The following is a 16,474-nucleotide window of genomic DNA, read 5'->3' as shown; positions in this document are numbered from 1 at the left end:
GTCAGGCATCTATTTTTTCAAAGGTCATTTTGCTTCTTTATAGGAATGCTCCAATATATAAATTTTATTAATAATTAATAATCAATTATTGCTTCGTATGGAGTTGATACAACATGCAGCGGTTGGGTTTAAAAGGGTGCAAGTATTTATGGTGAAAGTATTTGTAAAGAAGCATTGAGTATGAATTTTGTTATATATCTGAAATATACATTCGTAGAAAGAAATAAATTTCTGACTTAAAACAGTATAAGCTAGGAAAAATTGGATTGTATTATTGCAACTTGCGAAGGATGGAATATTATAGTATCTTAATTATGTGGCATTACTTCAACGCAAACTATTAAAATCATATATACATGGGAAAAGGTGAAAAGTATATGAACAGATTGGGCTCGGAGATTGCAAGACTGCGTAAGGAACTTGGAATTACTCAAAAGCAGCTTGCCAAATTGGTAGGTGTTTCTGAAGGATTTATTGTGGATGTGGAATCGGGCAGGAGGATACTAAATGAAGAACTTGTAAAAAAGTTTTCCAGAGTATTGCGTGGCGAAGTGGTAAAACTGGATCTATATGAAGCTGATCAAAACAAGCCGGAACCGGACGAAAATGTGGTGAAGGTTGTTGAAAAGCCTGTACAGGATATATGGAATGATGCCCTCTCGGGAATTCTTATGACGGTACCTGTATATCGATATAAAATGGACAAAGCGGTTGATACAAGGCAGCTTCCCATAATACACAACAAAGTTGAAGGCTTTCCGAAAGACAAGGTGTTCTACCTGATTATTGAAGATAACGATATGTCCGGTTTTAGGATAATCAAGGACGATATTGCCTTGGTTTACAGTACCCGTGACATTGAAAAGGATGGAATTTATTTTGTTGATTATAAAGGAAAGAGGACGGTAAGACAGATAAAAGACATCGGAAACGGGAAAATATTGCTTGTCAGCAATAGCGGAAGATTGATAACGGATACAATATATAGAAAGGATTTGAATGTACTGGGAAGATTGATTCGGCTTGAGATTATGCTGTAAAAACAAAGAATGAAGTAAATGTTAGCAGCTTGTTTTCAAAGTTTTCATGTTTAAACATGCCCATGCCAAGCAAATAATATAACAAAATATTAGTGAATGGGATGGGACAAAAAGAATGCTTAAGAACAGACGCTTATTGATGGCTATAGTTGTTTTTTTGCTTGTTTTTACAGCAACTTATGCATTTATATATTACAGCGACAGTCTAAACCAAGAAAACGGGAAAAACAATCAAAATATTCAGATAAAGCACTCTTTGACAAATGAAAATAAAAGCAACGAAAACAGCAACACTGAAAATAGCGGCAATGAAGAAAGTCTGCCCACTCCGGTGCCTCAGAAAAAAGCAGTAAAAGTAAAAGGATTGTATATTACCGGGACTTCTGCAGGAAACAAAAAATTTTTGGAGAACCTTGTAAATCTTATCAATACAACGGAGCTCAACGCAGTGGTCCTGGATGTAAAAGAGGACGGAAAAGTTAATTATGCTTCCGATGTGGAAAGTGTAAAGAAAATCGGTGCATATCATGAGTTGTACAATGTCGATGAAGTAATAAAGCTTCTGCATGACAACAATATATATGTAATTGGAAGAATTGTATGTTTCAGGGATAATCATTTGGCTGGAAAGAGGGTGGATTTGGCTATAAAACGCAAGGATGGGTCGATATGGAGGGAAAACGGAAGTATAGCATGGACAAACCCTTATAACAAGGAGGTTTGGAAATACAATATTGATATAGCAAAGGAGGCAGTAAAAAAAGGCTTTGACGAAATTCAGTTTGACTATGTAAGGTTTCCCACAGCAGGGAAAAATGAAGTTGATTACGGAGAAAATCCCATGCCCAAGGCTGATGCAATTTCAAGTTTTCTTCGGGAGGCAACAAATGAATTGAATAAAATGGGTGTACCGGTTTCGGCAGATATATTTGCCATTGTTTGTGAGACTCCCGGTGACACGGAAGGCATAGGACAGGTTTTGGAAAGGGTGGGAATGGATGTGGACTATATATCCCCTATGATATATCCTTCCCATTATGCCAATGCATCCCGGGGAATGATGGGAAACGGGCAGGGACAGTCCATTAACGGCATACTTTTTACGGCACCGGATTTAAAGCCGTATGAAGTTGTCTATAATGTTCTTTTAAAAACAAAGAACAGAATATCAAAGGTGGAGGGATACAGAGCAAAAGTAAGACCCTATCTTCAGGACTTTACGGCTTCATATCTTCCCAAAGGCTATTACCAGCATTACGGACCTGAACAGGTAAGGCAGCAAATAAAGGCGGTCTATGATGCCGGGTATGAAGAATGGATATTCTGGAATGCGGCAAATACGTACACACAGTCAGCATTTGCCAAAGAATAATTTTATAATAAATAAAACTTTTATTGTTATTTTTACGTCTTAATAGTATTATTGAATATGTACCAAATGAAATAACCCATACAAAAACACAATATCCTTGCAAAAATTTTATATGGTATTTATTTGATAATGACAACAGATATATTTATGTTATAATCTAATAATAGCATAATTATATCCGAACAAAACAAACCAAAAACAAAAATCACAACGGGGGGTCAATATGTCAGCCAAAAATGCACAACTAGCTTTTAGGTTAAGGAATTTTTTAGTAGTTTTATTTGTCTTGGTATTTGTTTTTTCTTTTACGGCATGCAAGGGTACGGATGTTGAAGTAAACAATCCTGTACCTACAGCGGAAGGAACCGACAACGGACAGGCAAACAATGAAGGCAATACGGACAGCGATGTTCCAAATCCTTCGGAACCGAATGAAGAAGCAAGCCCGGAGCCCAATAATTCCGGTGAAGATGCTCAACCTGCAAAGAAGGATATCAAGGTAAAAGCATTGTATCTTACAGGATGGACTGTGGGAAGTGATGATAGGGTTCAGCATTATATTGATCTTGCAAACAGTACGGAAATTAATGCCTATGTTGTAGACATCAAGGATGACGACGGATATGTCGGTTATGAATCGAATATACCGGCTGTAAGAGAGATTGGCGGATGGAAGAGTAAGTACAATGCTGACAAAGTATTAAAAGCATTTCATGATAATAATATTCATGTTATCGGAAGATTGGTCTGCTTCAAGGACCCTGTTTTATCTTCCAAGAAGCCGGAGTTGGCGGTAAAAAGTGTCAACGGAGGCTCATGGCGCGACAATCACAATCTTACATGGCTGGACCCCTATAACAAGGATTCATGGCCTTATTTGATTGAGATAGCCAAGGAAGCGGTTGAAAAAGGTTTTGACGAAATCCAGTTTGACTATATCAGATTTCCCAACGACGGAAGTAAAAAGTCTATGGCCTTTAATACCGGCGGCAAGGAAAAGTACGAAGTAATAAACGAGTTTTTGGCTTATGCCAGAGAGCAGCTTCCGGGCGTTGTTCTGTCCGCGGACGTATTCGGAATAATACTGGAGAGCCCTGCAGATACTGAAGATATTGGACAATATCTTGAAACAATAGTAAAAGATGTAGATTATATTTCGCCTATGGTATATCCTTCTCACTACGCTGTAGGGCAGAAGGTTAACGGTGTTCAGTTTATGAAGCCTGACCTGGATCCTTATGGAGTGGTATATCAAAGTCTTGCTAAGTGCAAGGACAGACTCGCACAGGTTGAAGGCAAAAAAGCCGATGTAAGGGCTTACGTTCAAGACTTTACGGCATCGTGGCTTGGCAAGGGCTACTACCAGACTTATGGACCTGAGCAGGTAAGACAGCAAATTCAGGCTATTTATGATGCCGGCTACGAAGAATGGATATTCTGGGATGCGAACAATACGTATTCGGAAGAAGCATTTTTGAAAGAATAAACCTTTTAATTTAAATAATATTGTGTTATTATTGTAGATGGCAAATGAAGTTTTCATTTGCTGTCTACTTTTTTTGCCGTTTTCTTTTTTCTTGCTTCAATATCTCAACTATACATTGAATAACTTCTCATAAAATTAATTTTTTCAGCTTGACTTGTATTGGATAAATGATACAATATACTGTATGATGCTATAAGTCATCACACAAAATGTAGTGAATTGGTGAGGAGGCTAATATAAAATGAATTTAACCGAAAACGCAATTAAAGTCCTGGAAAAAAGGTATCTTGCAAAAGATGAAAACGGAAATCTTTTGGAAAATCCAGATGGAATGTTCAGGAGAGTTGCAAGGGCTGTTGCATTCGCCGATAAAGAATATGTATCGGAAGACGAGCTAAAAGACATTGAGCAGGAATTTTATGAGATGATGGCAAATCTGGATTTTCTGCCGAATTCGCCCACTCTTATGAATGCAGGAAGACCTTTGGGACAATTAAGTGCATGTTTCGTTCTGCCTATAGAAGATACAATGGAAGGAATATTCGAAACCATAAAAAATGCTGCTCTTATACATAAAAGCGGTGGAGGCACCGGTTTTAGTTTTTCACGCTTAAGACCGAAAGGCGCTTCGGTAAATTCCACCGGAGGGGTTGCCAGCGGTCCTGTGAGCTTTATGAAGGTGTTTAATGCCGCCACAGAAGCCGTAAAACAGGGTGGAACAAGAAGAGGTGCCAATATGGGCATACTTCGTGTGGACCATCCCGACATCATAGACTTTATAACATGCAAAAAGAACAATTCCGATATTACAAACTTTAATATCAGCGTGGGTATAACGGAAGAATTTATGAACGCCGTTGAAAAAAATGAGGATTACAACTTGGTGGAGCCCCATACTGGTAAAGTAGTCGGTAAACAAAATGCAAAAGAGATATTTGATTTAATTGTTGATATGGCGTGGAACAACGGTGAACCGGGAATAATCTTTTTAGACAGATTAAATAAGGACAATGTTACTCCCGAAATAGGTGAAATTGAAAGCACCAACCCGTGCGGAGAGCAGCCGTTGCTTCCTTATGAGGCATGTAATTTAGGCTCAATCAATTTAAGCAATATGTTAAAGTACGTTAAAGGAAAGCCGGAAGTTGATTTTTTCAAACTAAGGAGCACGGTTTGGAAGGCAGTGCACTTCCTTGACAATGTGATAGATGTAAATAAGTATCCTTTGCCCGAAATTGACGAAATGACAAGGGGAACAAGGAAAATAGGCTTGGGAGTTATGGGATGGGCAGATATGCTTTGCAAACTGGATATTCCGTACAATTCTCAAATTTCCATAGACCTTGCGGAAAAAATAATGCATTTTATACAGGATGAGTCCAGAAAGGCTTCAATGGAGCTGGCAGAAAAGAAAGGCGTGTTCCCTTACTATGACAGGAGCATTTACAAGAACCTTGGGGTGAGGGTGAGAAATGCCACTACCACAACCATAGCGCCTACAGGTACATTGAGCATTATTGCAGGCGTATCCAGCGGAATTGAGCCGTTGTTTGCCATTTCTTACATCAGAAATGTAATGGATAATGACGAACTGATAGAAGTAAATCCGGTATTTAAGCAGACAGCTCAAGAAGAGGGATTTTATTCCGACGAATTGATGAGAAGGATAGCAAAGAAGGGCTCAATAAAGGGGTTTGGCGAAATACCGGAGAGGGTTCAGAACGTGTTTGTTACATCCCATGACATTGCTCCGGACTGGCATGTGAGAATGCAGGCTGCTTTCCAGAAGTATACCGACAATGCCGTGTCAAAAACCGTTAATCTGAGAAACGAAGCAACCCGCAAAGATGTGGCCGACGCTTTCTGGCTTGCATACAAGACAAATTGCAAAGGTATAACAATATACAGGGACGGCAGCAGGGACATGCAGGTGCTTAATATCGGAAAAGTGAAAGGCAAGGAAGAAAATGAGTCCAAAGACAAAGAGCCAACCAAGTCGGTATCGGGCATAGCTCCGAGACCGAGGTCGGAGATTGCAACAGGTTTTACCGAGAAGGTCAAAATAGGTTGCGGTAATTTATACATTACAGTAAATTATGATGACTACGGTATTTGCGAGGTGTTTACAAATACCGGACGGGCAGGGGGATGTCCTTCCCAGTCGGAAGCAACGGCAAGGCTTGTGTCTATTGCCCTTCGTTCCGGAGTTGACCACAAATACATTGTTGAGCAGCTCAAAGGTATAAGGTGTCCGTCGACAATAAGGCAGAAGGGTTTAAAGGTTCTTTCCTGTCCGGATGCTATCGGCAGACTCATAGAAAAAGTTGCAAAAATACAGAATGGGCAAAAGGATTTGGCTGGTGAAATTTCTATCACAGAGGAACAGAAATTTCAGCGCCCCACAGCAAATACCTATCATAAATTAAATGATACATTGGAAGACGAAGCGGATTTTAAAGTTGCCGAGCTGGAAAATGATATGGACGAGAGAAATACTGCGGTTTGTCCCGAGTGCGGCAGAAAGGTTGAACACGAAGGCGGCTGCGTAGTGTGCAGAAGCTGCGGATATTCAAAGTGCGGATGATAATTTGAGGTTTTAGTCTGGCAAGGAGTGCTGCAAACTTAATTGGTTTTGCGGCACTCCTTTTTAAAGCAATATTTTCGAAGCAACGGAAAAACAGAATAAACAGGATTTTCAGGTTGACTTCTACTCAATGAAAACATAACATTGTGATTAGAGAAATATTATTTTTTATTTTGGGGGTTAAAAGTTCTTATGAAAAAACATTACAGAAAACTTGTCTGCATTCTATTGTCATTTCTTATAATAGTTTGCACTTTTACGCTAAATAGCGCAAAAACGGAGCCTTGGAGCGCCTATCAGAAGTTTATACCCAACGAGACACCGGTTGCAAAAAGGCATCTTAGGGGAGCTTGGATTAGCACTGTTGTAAACCTTGACTGGCCGTCCGTCGACACCAGAAAAATTGCGGATACTTCGGAAAGAATAAGAAAAAGCAAGGAAGAACTTGTAGAGATTTTAGACAGTGCAGTGGATATGAATCTAAATGCTGTTTTCTTCCAGGTTAGTCCAGAGGGAGATGCATTTTACAAATCGGATATAGTACCTTGGTCACGCTATCTGACAGGAACCTTTGGAAAAGACCCCGGCTTTGACCCATTGGAATTTGCCGTTGAAGAGGCCCATAAGCGTAACCTGGAGATTCATGCATGGTTCAATCCCTACAGAGTATCGATGAATACAAATGACTCTACCGTTTCATCTTTAATGATTGAAAAGAGTGTTTACAAGGAGCATCCTGAGTGGATTAAGACAGCCATGAGCAGGTTTGTTGTCGACCCGGGAATACCTGAAGCAAGGCAATGGGTGATTAACCGTGTTATGGAAGTGGTAAAGAAATATGACGTGGATGGAGTGCATTTTGACGATTATTTCTACTACGAGCAATATGAGGGTGAGATGAAGGATCAGGATACCTATAACAAATATAATAAAGGCCAGTTTTCTAATATAGGTGATTTTAGAAGGAATAACACATATTTGCTGGTAAAAGAGCTTTCCCAAAAGATAAGAGCAACTAAACCGTGGGTTAAATTTGGCATTAGCCCATCCGGTATATGGGGAAATAAAAGCGACGGTCATAGTGACGGTTCCAACACCAACTCAAGCTTTACAAATTACGACAAATGCTTTGCCGACACAAAAAAATGGGTTGAAGAGGAGCTTATTGATTATATTGCTCCCCAGATTTATTTTACTTTTGCCAATTCCAGGGCACCTTACGGTGAACTTGCTTCGTGGTGGGCGAATGTATGCAAGGGAAAAAATGTGCATCTTTATATAGGTCAGGCGTTTTATAAGATAAACGATGATACCGATTCCTATTTTACAGGCCAAAATGCAGTGCCTGAATTGACAAGGCAATTGAAATTCAATGTTGTAAAACCCGAGATAATGGGTACTGTTTTGTTCCGTTTTATGAATTTTAAGGATTCCGGCAAACAGCAGGCGGTAAAAGCCATAAAAGATGACTTGTGGTCGCAGAAAGCCCTGATTCCGGTAATGCCATGGAAGGACAGCTCTGCTCCTGGCGCACCGGTACTTGGTAAGTTGGAGATCCTTTCCAACGGAGTGGAGGTTTCATGGACGGATAATGACCCCGATACGGCTTATTATGCAATTTACCGCTTTAACTTAGGAGAAAGTATGGACATTATATCAGATAGTAGTGCATACAAGCTTATCGCCACTTTGAGGAAAAATAGTGACGGTGTGCAGAAATTCGTGGATTATGGGGTTTCGGATGCTGACGGCGTATATTATGTTGTCACTGCCTTAGACAGGCTTCACAATGAGAGTGAAGGCCTTGCGATTAGCACCAACCAGTCCCAATATTTCCCGGATGTTGGTATGAAATACTCCTGGGCCGTTGATGCAATTGATATGCTTTATAATAAGGGAGTTGTAAAAGGGGACGAAAGCGGAATGTTCAACCCGGGAGTGAACACAAAGAGAGCGGATTTTACCATCATGATTGTCAAGGCCCTTAACTTGGAGGCTGATTTTGAAGACAATTTCGGTGATGTTAAAGAAGATGCTTATTACTATGAGGCGGTGGGAATTGCCAAAGCGCTGGGCATCGTAAAGGGAGACGGAAGTATTTTTAATCCCAATGCCAATATTACCAGAGAAGATATGATGGTTATAGTGGTAAATGCTCTTAAAGTAGCCGAGGCAAAGATTGATAAAGCCGATGAAAAATTCCTTGAAAATTACGCTGATGCCAACGCTATAAACGGCTATGCAAGGCAAGCGGTGGCTATCCTCACGAAGGAAGGGATTGTTAACGGATTTGACGGAAAAATACATCCGAAGAGCCTGGCTACAAGGGCTGAAATTGCAGTAGTAATTTCAAAACTCTTGACCAATATTGAGTATTTATAAAATTCACACAATAATACAAATTTTTGGCATATATGGCATTTTGCAAAAGCACTGCCTTTAAAACAGCAGCTATAACCTTATTGTATTGGTGGCAATTAATATATTTGCAAAATCAATACAAGTAGTGTTCGTTAATTATTTTACGCAGCGTGGTTATACTAGTTTTAAAGGAGGTGTTAAAGTGAAATTTCGCAAAATTGTTATTGCAACGGCTCTAATGGCGGCACTGTCTTCTGTTTCCGTTTTTGCAGCACCTAATTCTGTTGCGTTGAAGGAAAGCACTATTGCACAGCAGAAGAATCAGATTGAGCAAAAAAGGGAAGGAGAAAGGAGCAAACACAAATCAAACGAAAATGGCTCCGAAACTCAAATAGATCCCATACAAAAGCTTAGGGACAAGAAGGCAAAAGTTAAAGAGCTTTTGGACGCAGGAAAGATTACAAAGGAAGAAGCCGATGATCTCAATGCAAAAATAGATGCAAGGATTAAGGAAATTGAGGAATTTAACAAGCTTACAGTGGAGCAAAAACGTGAGAAGCTTAAAAAAGGATTCAAAGAAAAAATTGATAAAAAGGTGAAGGAAGGTAAGATTTCTAAAAAGGATGCAGACGAAATCATCAAAAGGTTTAACGAGAAAATTGATGAGTGGGATGGAACGGGTTATCCCGGATTTATGTATAAATCCTATATAAAAAAGCATAAATGTAAATAAAAGCTCGGGACATCGAGTCCCTTCGCTTTTGCCTCTTTCATTTCATTCCAAGAGGCCAAATAAAAAATGAAGAATTCGACCTGTCATAGGTCGAATTCTTTATAGGGTGAGCTGAGTATTCGCTACCTAAAAGCAAAATTTCTTTTTATGTTAACATAGCGGCCAAGGGACTTCCTTCTCTTATGATATATTGTATCTCATACACTGATATGGGGAACATAGGAAAACCAAAAGCATAAGCAGTTATTTCATATAGCTGGAAATATATTACCAATGCTTTGTCGGCTATGTAGTAATCCTGATCGGCTTGTATTTGTTTGAATTCACCGAGGATTGGAATCTCTCTTTCCTTTATCTGCTTCTGAATTATTTTCGACAATACGCCAACATAATCGCTTCCTGGCTTGAAGAGTTCCTCCAGCTTGTATTCTTTGCCTGTGTTTATATCGAAGGTTAGTGACTTTATTATGGTCAGCCCGTGGGCAGCAGGATATGCAATGGTATAATTTCCTATTGAAAGGCTTAACACACCGCGCTCATTTGTCTTTATTTCATACCAGCCCTGTATGGTCATTTGAGGAGCTTTATATCCTTGCTCCAATAACTTGTTTGTCTGCTCATAGATAAGTTGGTTTACTGTTTTCATTATCCTGGAGTTTATTGTATTCTGAACGGCGAGGGTCTTAAAACCTGTTACGAAGGGATAGTCAATAATCACGTCCTGATAGGGAGAGACAATTCTTCTTGTAAATATGTAAACAGGATTTTGAATATCGCTCATTTTTTACTCACTTCTTTTATATTTTACTGATATAATAATATTCATAAGTAACGAATTTGTTACTTGTTAAATTAAAAAAACTACTGTATGCTAATTGGTGTTCAAACTGCCAACGGGCGAAAGATGTTTCATTATATGAAGTAAGAGCGCTATTATTCGATAATATACACAAAAGAAGCAGGTTTGTACGAAGTAATCTACTGAAGGGAGAATGATCTAGTTGGAGGTCAGAAAAATCAATACTGGTATCAAAGCCAAAAAACTGGATGAGACAGTCTATGATGGCTTTATTTCTACCCTTAAACAGATAAAAGAAGGCAATCAGCAGCTTAGAGAAGAGTTTATATCCGAATACAGACCGTTCATTTTGAAAGTTACGTCAAATGCTGTGGGAAAATATATTGATACCCGCAACAGTGACGAGTTTAGCATTGCCATGTCTGCATTCAATGAAGCAATTGATAAATTTGATATCGGAAAAGGTTATAATTTTTTCCTCTTTTCAGAGCAAGTAATTAAAAGACGGCTGATTGATTATTCGAGAAGTAATAGGGACAACAAGGAATATCCTTTTTCATTTTTTGATGACGAGTACTTTTATAATGATGAAAAACTTTTATCCAGTTCATATATCGGATTTGAAGATATCGAGGCAAGGGAGGATATTGAAGAATTAAAAAACAAGCTGAAAGAATTCGGTATAAGCTTTTTTGATTTGGTATTAAACGTGCCGAAACACAAAGACTCAAGACAGCTATGTATAAGGATTGCCAAGATGCTTGCAGAGGACGAGCAAATGTATAAGGCATTGATGAAGAATAAAAGCATACCCAGAAATGAATTGAAGAAGAAAGCCAAAGTTCACGGAAGGACCATAGGTAACAATAGAAAGTATATAATAGCTCTTTGCTTGATTTTTAAAAGCAACCTCAATCTATCAAAGAGATATTTGGAATATACTATGGACGGAGGAAAGTGAGGTAGTATGAATAGAATAGGTATAGTATATGAAATTCAGGGTAAAAAGGCAGTTGTTTTGACAACCGAAAGTGAATTTGTAATCATTTGCAGGCGCAAAGATATGAAGGTTGGGCAGCAGGTGAGCTTTGAAAATGGGGATATATATAATGTCAAAGGAAGAAGATTTTTATATACCGCTGCTGCTGTTTCAAGTGTTGCGGCAGTTTTGGTTGTAATGTTTTTATATTTCCAATTTGCCTTTCTAAGAAACACAAGCAATATTTACGGATACATAAATGTTGATATAAACCCAAGTGTCGAGTTGGTAATTGATGGAAAATATAGAGTTTTGGAAATTACACCTCTAAATGCAGATGGAGCCCGGTTGACCGAAGGACTGGATTTTACGGATAAAAATGCTGAGACTGTTGTTTTTGAGCTTGTTAAAAGGTCCGTAAGTTTTGGTTTTTTCAAAGCTTCCGATGAAAGAAAAATTGTTCTTGTCAGTGGGGCTCTTAATGATAAACGAAGCGAATACAAATCAGGAAGAGAAGATGAGGAGGATAAATTGGCAAGATTGCTTGCCGGTATCAAAGCCGAGGTGGACAGAATTGACGATATTGAGGGACGTACCGTAACGGCAACGCCCGAAGAAAGAAAAGAAGCACAAAAGTGTGGACTTTCAATGGGAAAATACTGTTTATACCTTGAAGCTGAGGATCTGGACAACAGCATTACCATTGATGAAGTGTATGAGATGAGCATTTCGGATATGATAGAAAAATTGGAGCAGATGAAGCTGGCCTCAGAAGATATGTCGACCGCTGAGAAACCACAGGCCACGCCTGCGCCTTCTGAAGAAACTGAGCAGGTATCACCGTACACAGAGCCCGGATTTTCAAAAAGCTCTCCATATCCTGAAGATACAAAAGTACCGGCAGCTGCGGAGACTACAAGCGTACCCGATGAAAAGACACCGCAGCCTTCGGTTACAGTTGAAAGTCCAAAGGATACCGAAGTGACAACAAAAGGACTTAGGTTACAGCATTATAGCGAGAAAGCATATGATTCCCAGGGAGTTGACTTTAGCTTTAGGATGTATAACACAGGAAATGAGACAATTGACTTAAAAGACGTTAAAGTAAGGTATTATTTCAAGGAAGATATTCCGGTTGACGGTATGAACTGGGCAGTGTATTTTTACAGTTTGGGAGAGATAAAGGACGTTCAGTGCAGATTTTATAGCCTTGCAGGAAAAACACAAGCAAACAAGTACCTTGAAATCACATTTAAGACGGGAACCCTTCTTCCAAACGATGTAGTGTATGTCAGGGGAGAATTTTACAAGAATGACTGGGCCAAATTTGAACAGCGGGACGATTATTCCTACAATCCGGCAAATTCCTATGCCGATTGGAAGAAGATGACGGCATACATTTCAAATAAACTGGTATGGGGAATTGAACCCGATTGATTAAAACACCGTTTTTAAAAAATATATTTGGTTGGAATGGTTATTTTAGATGCAGTATTGTGTTATAATATGTAGGAGTTAATAGTCATAATAAACGAAGGAGAGATGGAGTACATATGAGTCTTTTTAATGAGTGGCATGAGCTTTGTGAAAAAGAGAGGTCGGAAGAAGAATCCAATAAATTCTGGAATACTTATCTTGAAAAAGAAATGAAAGTATATGAGTTTATTTTGGAGCATCATGAAGAAGTTGTAGAGGGAAATCTTAAAGAGCTTGCAGAAAAGTTTGATATGGAGCCCGTTGTCTTTGCCGGATTTATGGACGGTATTGAGACCAGTTTAAAGGAGCCTGTCAAACTTGAGGAACTTAGCGAAGATTCAAATATCCGTCTGGAAGTTGATTTTGAAAAACTGTATTACAATATGCTGGATGCAAAAGCTTATTGGCTGTATAACCTTCCCCAGTGGGACAACATATTGAGCGAGGAGAGAAGAAAAGAAATATTGAAAGACTACAACAAAGCTCATATTGCTGTAAGCAACAAGATTGGAAGAAACGAACCGTGCATTTGCGGAAGCGGTAAAAAATACAAAAAGTGCTGCGGTGCATAAATTGTGCCAAGTACAAAATGTTTTATAAAAGCAAGACGGAGGAAATTGGTGTATGGCAGAGTGTATCTGCAACGGATGCAGAAATTTAAAAAGATTAATTGATGACGAGGGTAAAGAAACATATGAATGCAGTTTTGGCTTTCCCTCCGACAAATGTGAAGAATGTGATGAAGAAGAATGTGATATAGTCTGCGATAATTACGAAGAAGACAGCGATGAAGCAGACTATATACTTGTAACTTGCAAGGACTGCGGCAGGGAGCTCAAAAAAATGTACAACGACAGCAATGAACCTGAAGGTGAGGTATTTTGCATTGACTGCTATCTAAAAAGGCAGCTTTAGGACAAGCTTTACAAGTCTTGTGCCGATAGCTGATACTCAAGGCTTCTGCTTACCCGTACACCAATCATTGTGGCAACACACACTTTTATGATGTCCCCGGGTACAAAAGCCAGAGTTGATAAGGCATGACTTGAGGAAAACAGACTTCCGGTCATTTCAAAGCAGAGCCACGGAATGCCTATGGCATATACTGCAAGGATGCCGCCGACAATACATGAAATTCCTGTTCTTAAGACATTTTGACCGTTTCCTTTGAGCAGGGAAATTACTACGGCACCTACAAGAAAACCGATAATAAATCCGCCGGTGGGACCTAATAAATAAGCTATTCCTGCTCCACCTTTTTGAAATACCGGAAGACCTGCCAGACCTAAGGCAATATAGGTTGCCATGCTAAGTCCTGCCTGCTTTGGTGTGAGAACGATACCTGCCAGCATAACACCCAAGGTTTGTCCCGTAATTGGAGCGGGAAGGATGGGAACCGTTATGCTTATCCAGCCAAGCACTGCCATTAAGGCTGTGAAAATTGCAGCATACATCATGTCTCTAAGATATTTGTTTCGCGTCATGATACCCCTCCAATTGAATTTAAAATTTAACAATAATATACATCAATTTAGATATTATTATATTGCGGGTTGATTGTCAACACTTTTTTAATTTTAGGTTGACAATTAAATTAGTGCTAAGATACTGCTTAATACTAAATAAGGAGGCTTTATAAGGCCTCCTTTTAAACATGTCTTGGAATTTATCATTTTTCAAAACCGTGTTTGAAAGCATCTTTGGTTATGATTATATCCGACACATTGAGTTCGTTTAAGTATGAAGTAATCTTATCGGCATAAAGGTTCAGATTCAACTGCTTTCCGTTATTGAAATCATATACTTCCCTTAAATCGTTAAAGTATATAAAATCCTTTGTTATTACCGAGCCGTCCCTTAAGATGACATAACCTTCATTTTCGTCATAGTTTAGAAGATCTTTTCCTAAAGCATAAGGCGCGTCAAAATCCATAAGGTTTGCAACGGTAGGAAGTATGTCGATCTGACCGCCTATGGTGCTTATAACTTCGGGCTTTGACTGGTTGGGGTAATGTATTATAAGGGGTACTTTTTGAAGCTTCATCCATTCGGGTTCGCTGTATTCCATGTCAAGAAGCTTCATAAGCCCATCGGCTTCCATTTTCTTTACGGCAGCATGGTCCCCGTAGAATACCAGAAGACTGTTGTCGTATAATCCCCGCTCCTTAAGGTCCTCTATAAATTCACCTATGCATTTGTCAAGATAATTGGCGGCCTTAAGGTAATTGCCTATGTAGGTTCCCTGGAATTCACCGACGTCAAAATCATAGTCTTCAAAGTAGTTGAACGGGTGATGGCTTGACAGAGTTATATAAAAGCTGTAAAAAGGCTTTGATGTGTCTATTTTATCCAAAGACTGCCTGAAGAAGGATGAATCGCTGAGAGCCTGGCCTTCCCACCCTGCAAAATCGTCCAACACAAAATCATCTTGGTTGAAAAATCTGTCAAAGCCTAGGGTCATGTGCATTTCGTCTCTATTCCAGAAGGTTTTCTCAAAACCGTGCAATGAGTAAGTGTTGTATCCCTTATCCTTTAGAATATTGGCCAGGGAATGGTAAGTGTTTTCGGGGTACAGATGGTAAGCTGCCCCCTCTTTTGCAGGATACAATGAGTTGTTGGTCAAAAATTCCGCATCGGAAGTATTGCCCCCCGCCACCTGATAAAATACATTATCAAAATAGAGGCTGTCGCCAATAAGCCTGTTTAGGTTTGGAGTTACTTCTTTGCCGTTTATTTTCAGGTTTATTACAAATTGCTGAAGAGCCTCCATCTGTACGACAATCAGGTTTTTATCCTTGGCAATTCCCTTTAACTTGCTTCCCAAGTCATTTTTCTCACTCTCTTTTATTTCGTAAAAGGCTTTGATGGAGTTTTTGTCTTCTTGGGTGAAGTTGTCGTCTTCCAGTAGATTTTCTTCAATCAAAAGCTTTGTGTTGTAGTAATGGGAGAAAAATACCCCAAGGCTTTTGGCTGAGTAGTTGTTGTTATATGCAAAGGAATTTAAGTTTGAAGTTTGGAAAACCGACAAAAAGGTAACCATGCCCACAACCAAAAGAGCCACAGAACGGTATGCCCTGCGGGAAATATGTATCTTCCGTGCGTTTTTGCTAAGCAGAACAACTCCTGTCAGCATAAAAGGCAAATCAATAAGATATATCAAATCCTTAAGCATAAATTGACTCAGTATGCTCTCGTTTACAGAGCTCACCATTTTGATATTAAGCTGGAAGAATACAGGTATGGTAATTAAGTTGTAGTAATACCTGAAAAAGTTGGTATCTGCTATCAGCAAAATCGTCAAAAGAAGATTTATTGTAAAGAGTGCAATAAATCTGAATTTGTTGAGAATAAGAGCTATAAAAGCCGATATTATCAGCAAAATTGCAAAAGACGAAAGGAACATGGTTATATTTACCGCAGAAAAATAAGGGTCCGTATTCAGTTTTGTTGTAAACTGAAAATAAAGGCACTTTAGCATAAGGAATAAAATAAACAGTACCCAATAAATAGTCTCTGCAAGATGAAAACGTTGATTTATGAAGTTTTTTAGTCGCGTCATTGCCATTTACCTCTCTTATTACTGGTTAGAATATAATTTACATTTTGTGATAATTTTTGTAATTAAGTTTTATAAATAACTATTT

Annotated in this window: 13 protein-coding genes; 10 read left to right on the top strand and 3 right to left on the bottom strand. The window is 39.0% G+C overall.

Annotation, left to right across the window (positions count from 1 at the left end; all coding sequences use genetic code 11):
• The first annotated feature begins 377 nt into the window (after positions 1 to 377).
• The 6 genes from PLH43_RS09495 (at position 378) to PLH43_RS09470 (ending at position 9,576) form a co-directional block, all read left to right on the top strand.
• The gene (locus PLH43_RS09495) at positions 378 to 1,040 is read left to right on the top strand and encodes an XRE family transcriptional regulator (RefSeq protein WP_324362457.1); all 663 of its coding nucleotides are present in this window, start codon (positions 378 to 380) and stop codon (positions 1,038 to 1,040) included.
• Between the two features lie 115 nt (positions 1,041 to 1,155).
• Positions 1,156 to 2,412 carry a putative glycoside hydrolase gene (locus PLH43_RS09490; RefSeq protein ID WP_324362455.1) on the top strand — a complete coding sequence of 419 codons (1,257 nt, stop codon included), beginning with the start codon at positions 1,156 to 1,158 and terminating at the stop codon, positions 2,410 to 2,412.
• Positions 2,413 to 2,635: 223 nt separating this feature from the next.
• Positions 2,636 to 3,898, top strand: coding sequence for a putative glycoside hydrolase (locus tag PLH43_RS09485; protein ID WP_324362453.1), 1,263 nt, complete (start codon positions 2,636 to 2,638; stop codon positions 3,896 to 3,898).
• Between the two features lie 241 nt (positions 3,899 to 4,139).
• Positions 4,140 to 6,482 carry a vitamin B12-dependent ribonucleotide reductase gene (locus PLH43_RS09480; RefSeq protein ID WP_324362451.1) on the top strand — a complete coding sequence of 781 codons (2,343 nt, stop codon included), beginning with the start codon at positions 4,140 to 4,142 and terminating at the stop codon, positions 6,480 to 6,482.
• A gap of 192 nt (positions 6,483 to 6,674) precedes the next feature.
• Positions 6,675 to 8,864, top strand: a complete 2,190-nt coding sequence (locus PLH43_RS09475; RefSeq protein ID WP_324362449.1) for a family 10 glycosylhydrolase — start codon at positions 6,675 to 6,677, stop codon at positions 8,862 to 8,864.
• Positions 8,865 to 9,045: 181 nt separating this feature from the next.
• The gene (locus PLH43_RS09470) at positions 9,046 to 9,576 is read left to right on the top strand and encodes a hypothetical protein (protein ID WP_324362447.1); all 531 of its coding nucleotides are present in this window, start codon (positions 9,046 to 9,048) and stop codon (positions 9,574 to 9,576) included.
• Between the two features lie 145 nt (positions 9,577 to 9,721).
• Here PLH43_RS09470 and PLH43_RS09465 read toward each other — a convergent pair whose 3' ends face one another.
• The gene (locus tag PLH43_RS09465) at positions 9,722 to 10,357 is read right to left on the bottom strand and encodes a DUF3298 domain-containing protein (RefSeq protein WP_324362445.1); all 636 of its coding nucleotides are present in this window, start codon (positions 10,355 to 10,357) and stop codon (positions 9,722 to 9,724) included.
• A 220-nt stretch (positions 10,358 to 10,577) separates the two neighbouring features.
• Here PLH43_RS09465 and sigI point away from each other — a divergent pair, with 220 nt between their 5' ends.
• The 4 genes from sigI to PLH43_RS09445 all read left to right on the top strand — a co-directional run bounded on the left by sigI (position 10,578) and on the right by PLH43_RS09445 (position 13,745).
• On the top strand, positions 10,578 to 11,336 hold the full coding sequence (gene sigI, locus PLH43_RS09460) for an RNA polymerase sigma-I factor (protein ID WP_324362443.1): 759 nt from the start codon (positions 10,578 to 10,580) through the stop codon (positions 11,334 to 11,336).
• Between the two features lie 6 nt (positions 11,337 to 11,342).
• Complete coding sequence (locus PLH43_RS09455) at positions 11,343 to 12,791, top strand: anti-sigma factor domain-containing protein (RefSeq protein ID WP_324362441.1); 1,449 nt, start codon at positions 11,343 to 11,345, stop codon at positions 12,789 to 12,791.
• Positions 12,792 to 12,907: 116 nt separating this feature from the next.
• The gene (locus PLH43_RS09450) at positions 12,908 to 13,402 is read left to right on the top strand and encodes an SEC-C metal-binding domain-containing protein (protein ID WP_324362439.1); all 495 of its coding nucleotides are present in this window, start codon (positions 12,908 to 12,910) and stop codon (positions 13,400 to 13,402) included.
• A gap of 52 nt (positions 13,403 to 13,454) precedes the next feature.
• Entirely contained in the window at positions 13,455 to 13,745 is a 291-nt protein-coding gene (locus tag PLH43_RS09445) for a hypothetical protein (RefSeq protein ID WP_324362437.1), read from the top strand.
• A gap of 8 nt (positions 13,746 to 13,753) precedes the next feature.
• Here the strand turns inward: PLH43_RS09445 and PLH43_RS09440 are convergent, their stop codons facing one another.
• Positions 13,754 to 14,314, bottom strand: coding sequence for a biotin transporter BioY (locus PLH43_RS09440; RefSeq protein ID WP_324362436.1), 561 nt, complete (start codon positions 14,312 to 14,314; stop codon positions 13,754 to 13,756).
• 185 nt (positions 14,315 to 14,499) lie between these two features.
• Positions 14,500 to 16,389, bottom strand: coding sequence for an LTA synthase family protein (locus tag PLH43_RS09435; RefSeq protein ID WP_324362434.1), 1,890 nt, complete (start codon positions 16,387 to 16,389; stop codon positions 14,500 to 14,502).
• Positions 16,390 to 16,474: the final 85 nt, after the last annotated feature.

Source organism: Acetivibrio sp. (assembly GCF_035371925.1).
In the GTDB taxonomy this organism is placed as follows: Bacteria; Bacillota; Clostridia; order Acetivibrionales; family Acetivibrionaceae; genus Hungateiclostridium.
The sequence above is the reverse complement of the archived record's forward strand: the minus strand, read 5'-3'. Positions and strand labels throughout refer to the sequence as shown.

Coding starts and splice junctions, on each gene's coding strand:
- PLH43_RS09495 (WP_324362457.1), top strand. CDS start 378: ATGAACAGATTGGGCTCGGAGATTGCAAGACTGCGTAAGGAACTTGGA.
- PLH43_RS09490 (WP_324362455.1), top strand. CDS start 1,156: ATGCTTAAGAACAGACGCTTATTGATGGCTATAGTTGTTTTTTTGCTT.
- PLH43_RS09485 (WP_324362453.1), top strand. CDS start 2,636: ATGTCAGCCAAAAATGCACAACTAGCTTTTAGGTTAAGGAATTTTTTA.
- PLH43_RS09480 (WP_324362451.1), top strand. CDS start 4,140: ATGAATTTAACCGAAAACGCAATTAAAGTCCTGGAAAAAAGGTATCTT.
- PLH43_RS09475 (WP_324362449.1), top strand. CDS start 6,675: ATGAAAAAACATTACAGAAAACTTGTCTGCATTCTATTGTCATTTCTT.
- PLH43_RS09465 (WP_324362445.1), bottom strand. CDS start 10,357: ATGAGCGATATTCAAAATCCTGTTTACATATTTACAAGAAGAATTGTC.
- PLH43_RS09455 (WP_324362441.1), top strand. CDS start 11,343: ATGAATAGAATAGGTATAGTATATGAAATTCAGGGTAAAAAGGCAGTT.
- PLH43_RS09450 (WP_324362439.1), top strand. CDS start 12,908: ATGAGTCTTTTTAATGAGTGGCATGAGCTTTGTGAAAAAGAGAGGTCG.
- PLH43_RS09445 (WP_324362437.1), top strand. CDS start 13,455: ATGGCAGAGTGTATCTGCAACGGATGCAGAAATTTAAAAAGATTAATT.
- PLH43_RS09440 (WP_324362436.1), bottom strand. CDS start 14,314: ATGACGCGAAACAAATATCTTAGAGACATGATGTATGCTGCAATTTTC.
- PLH43_RS09435 (WP_324362434.1), bottom strand. CDS start 16,389: ATGACGCGACTAAAAAACTTCATAAATCAACGTTTTCATCTTGCAGAG.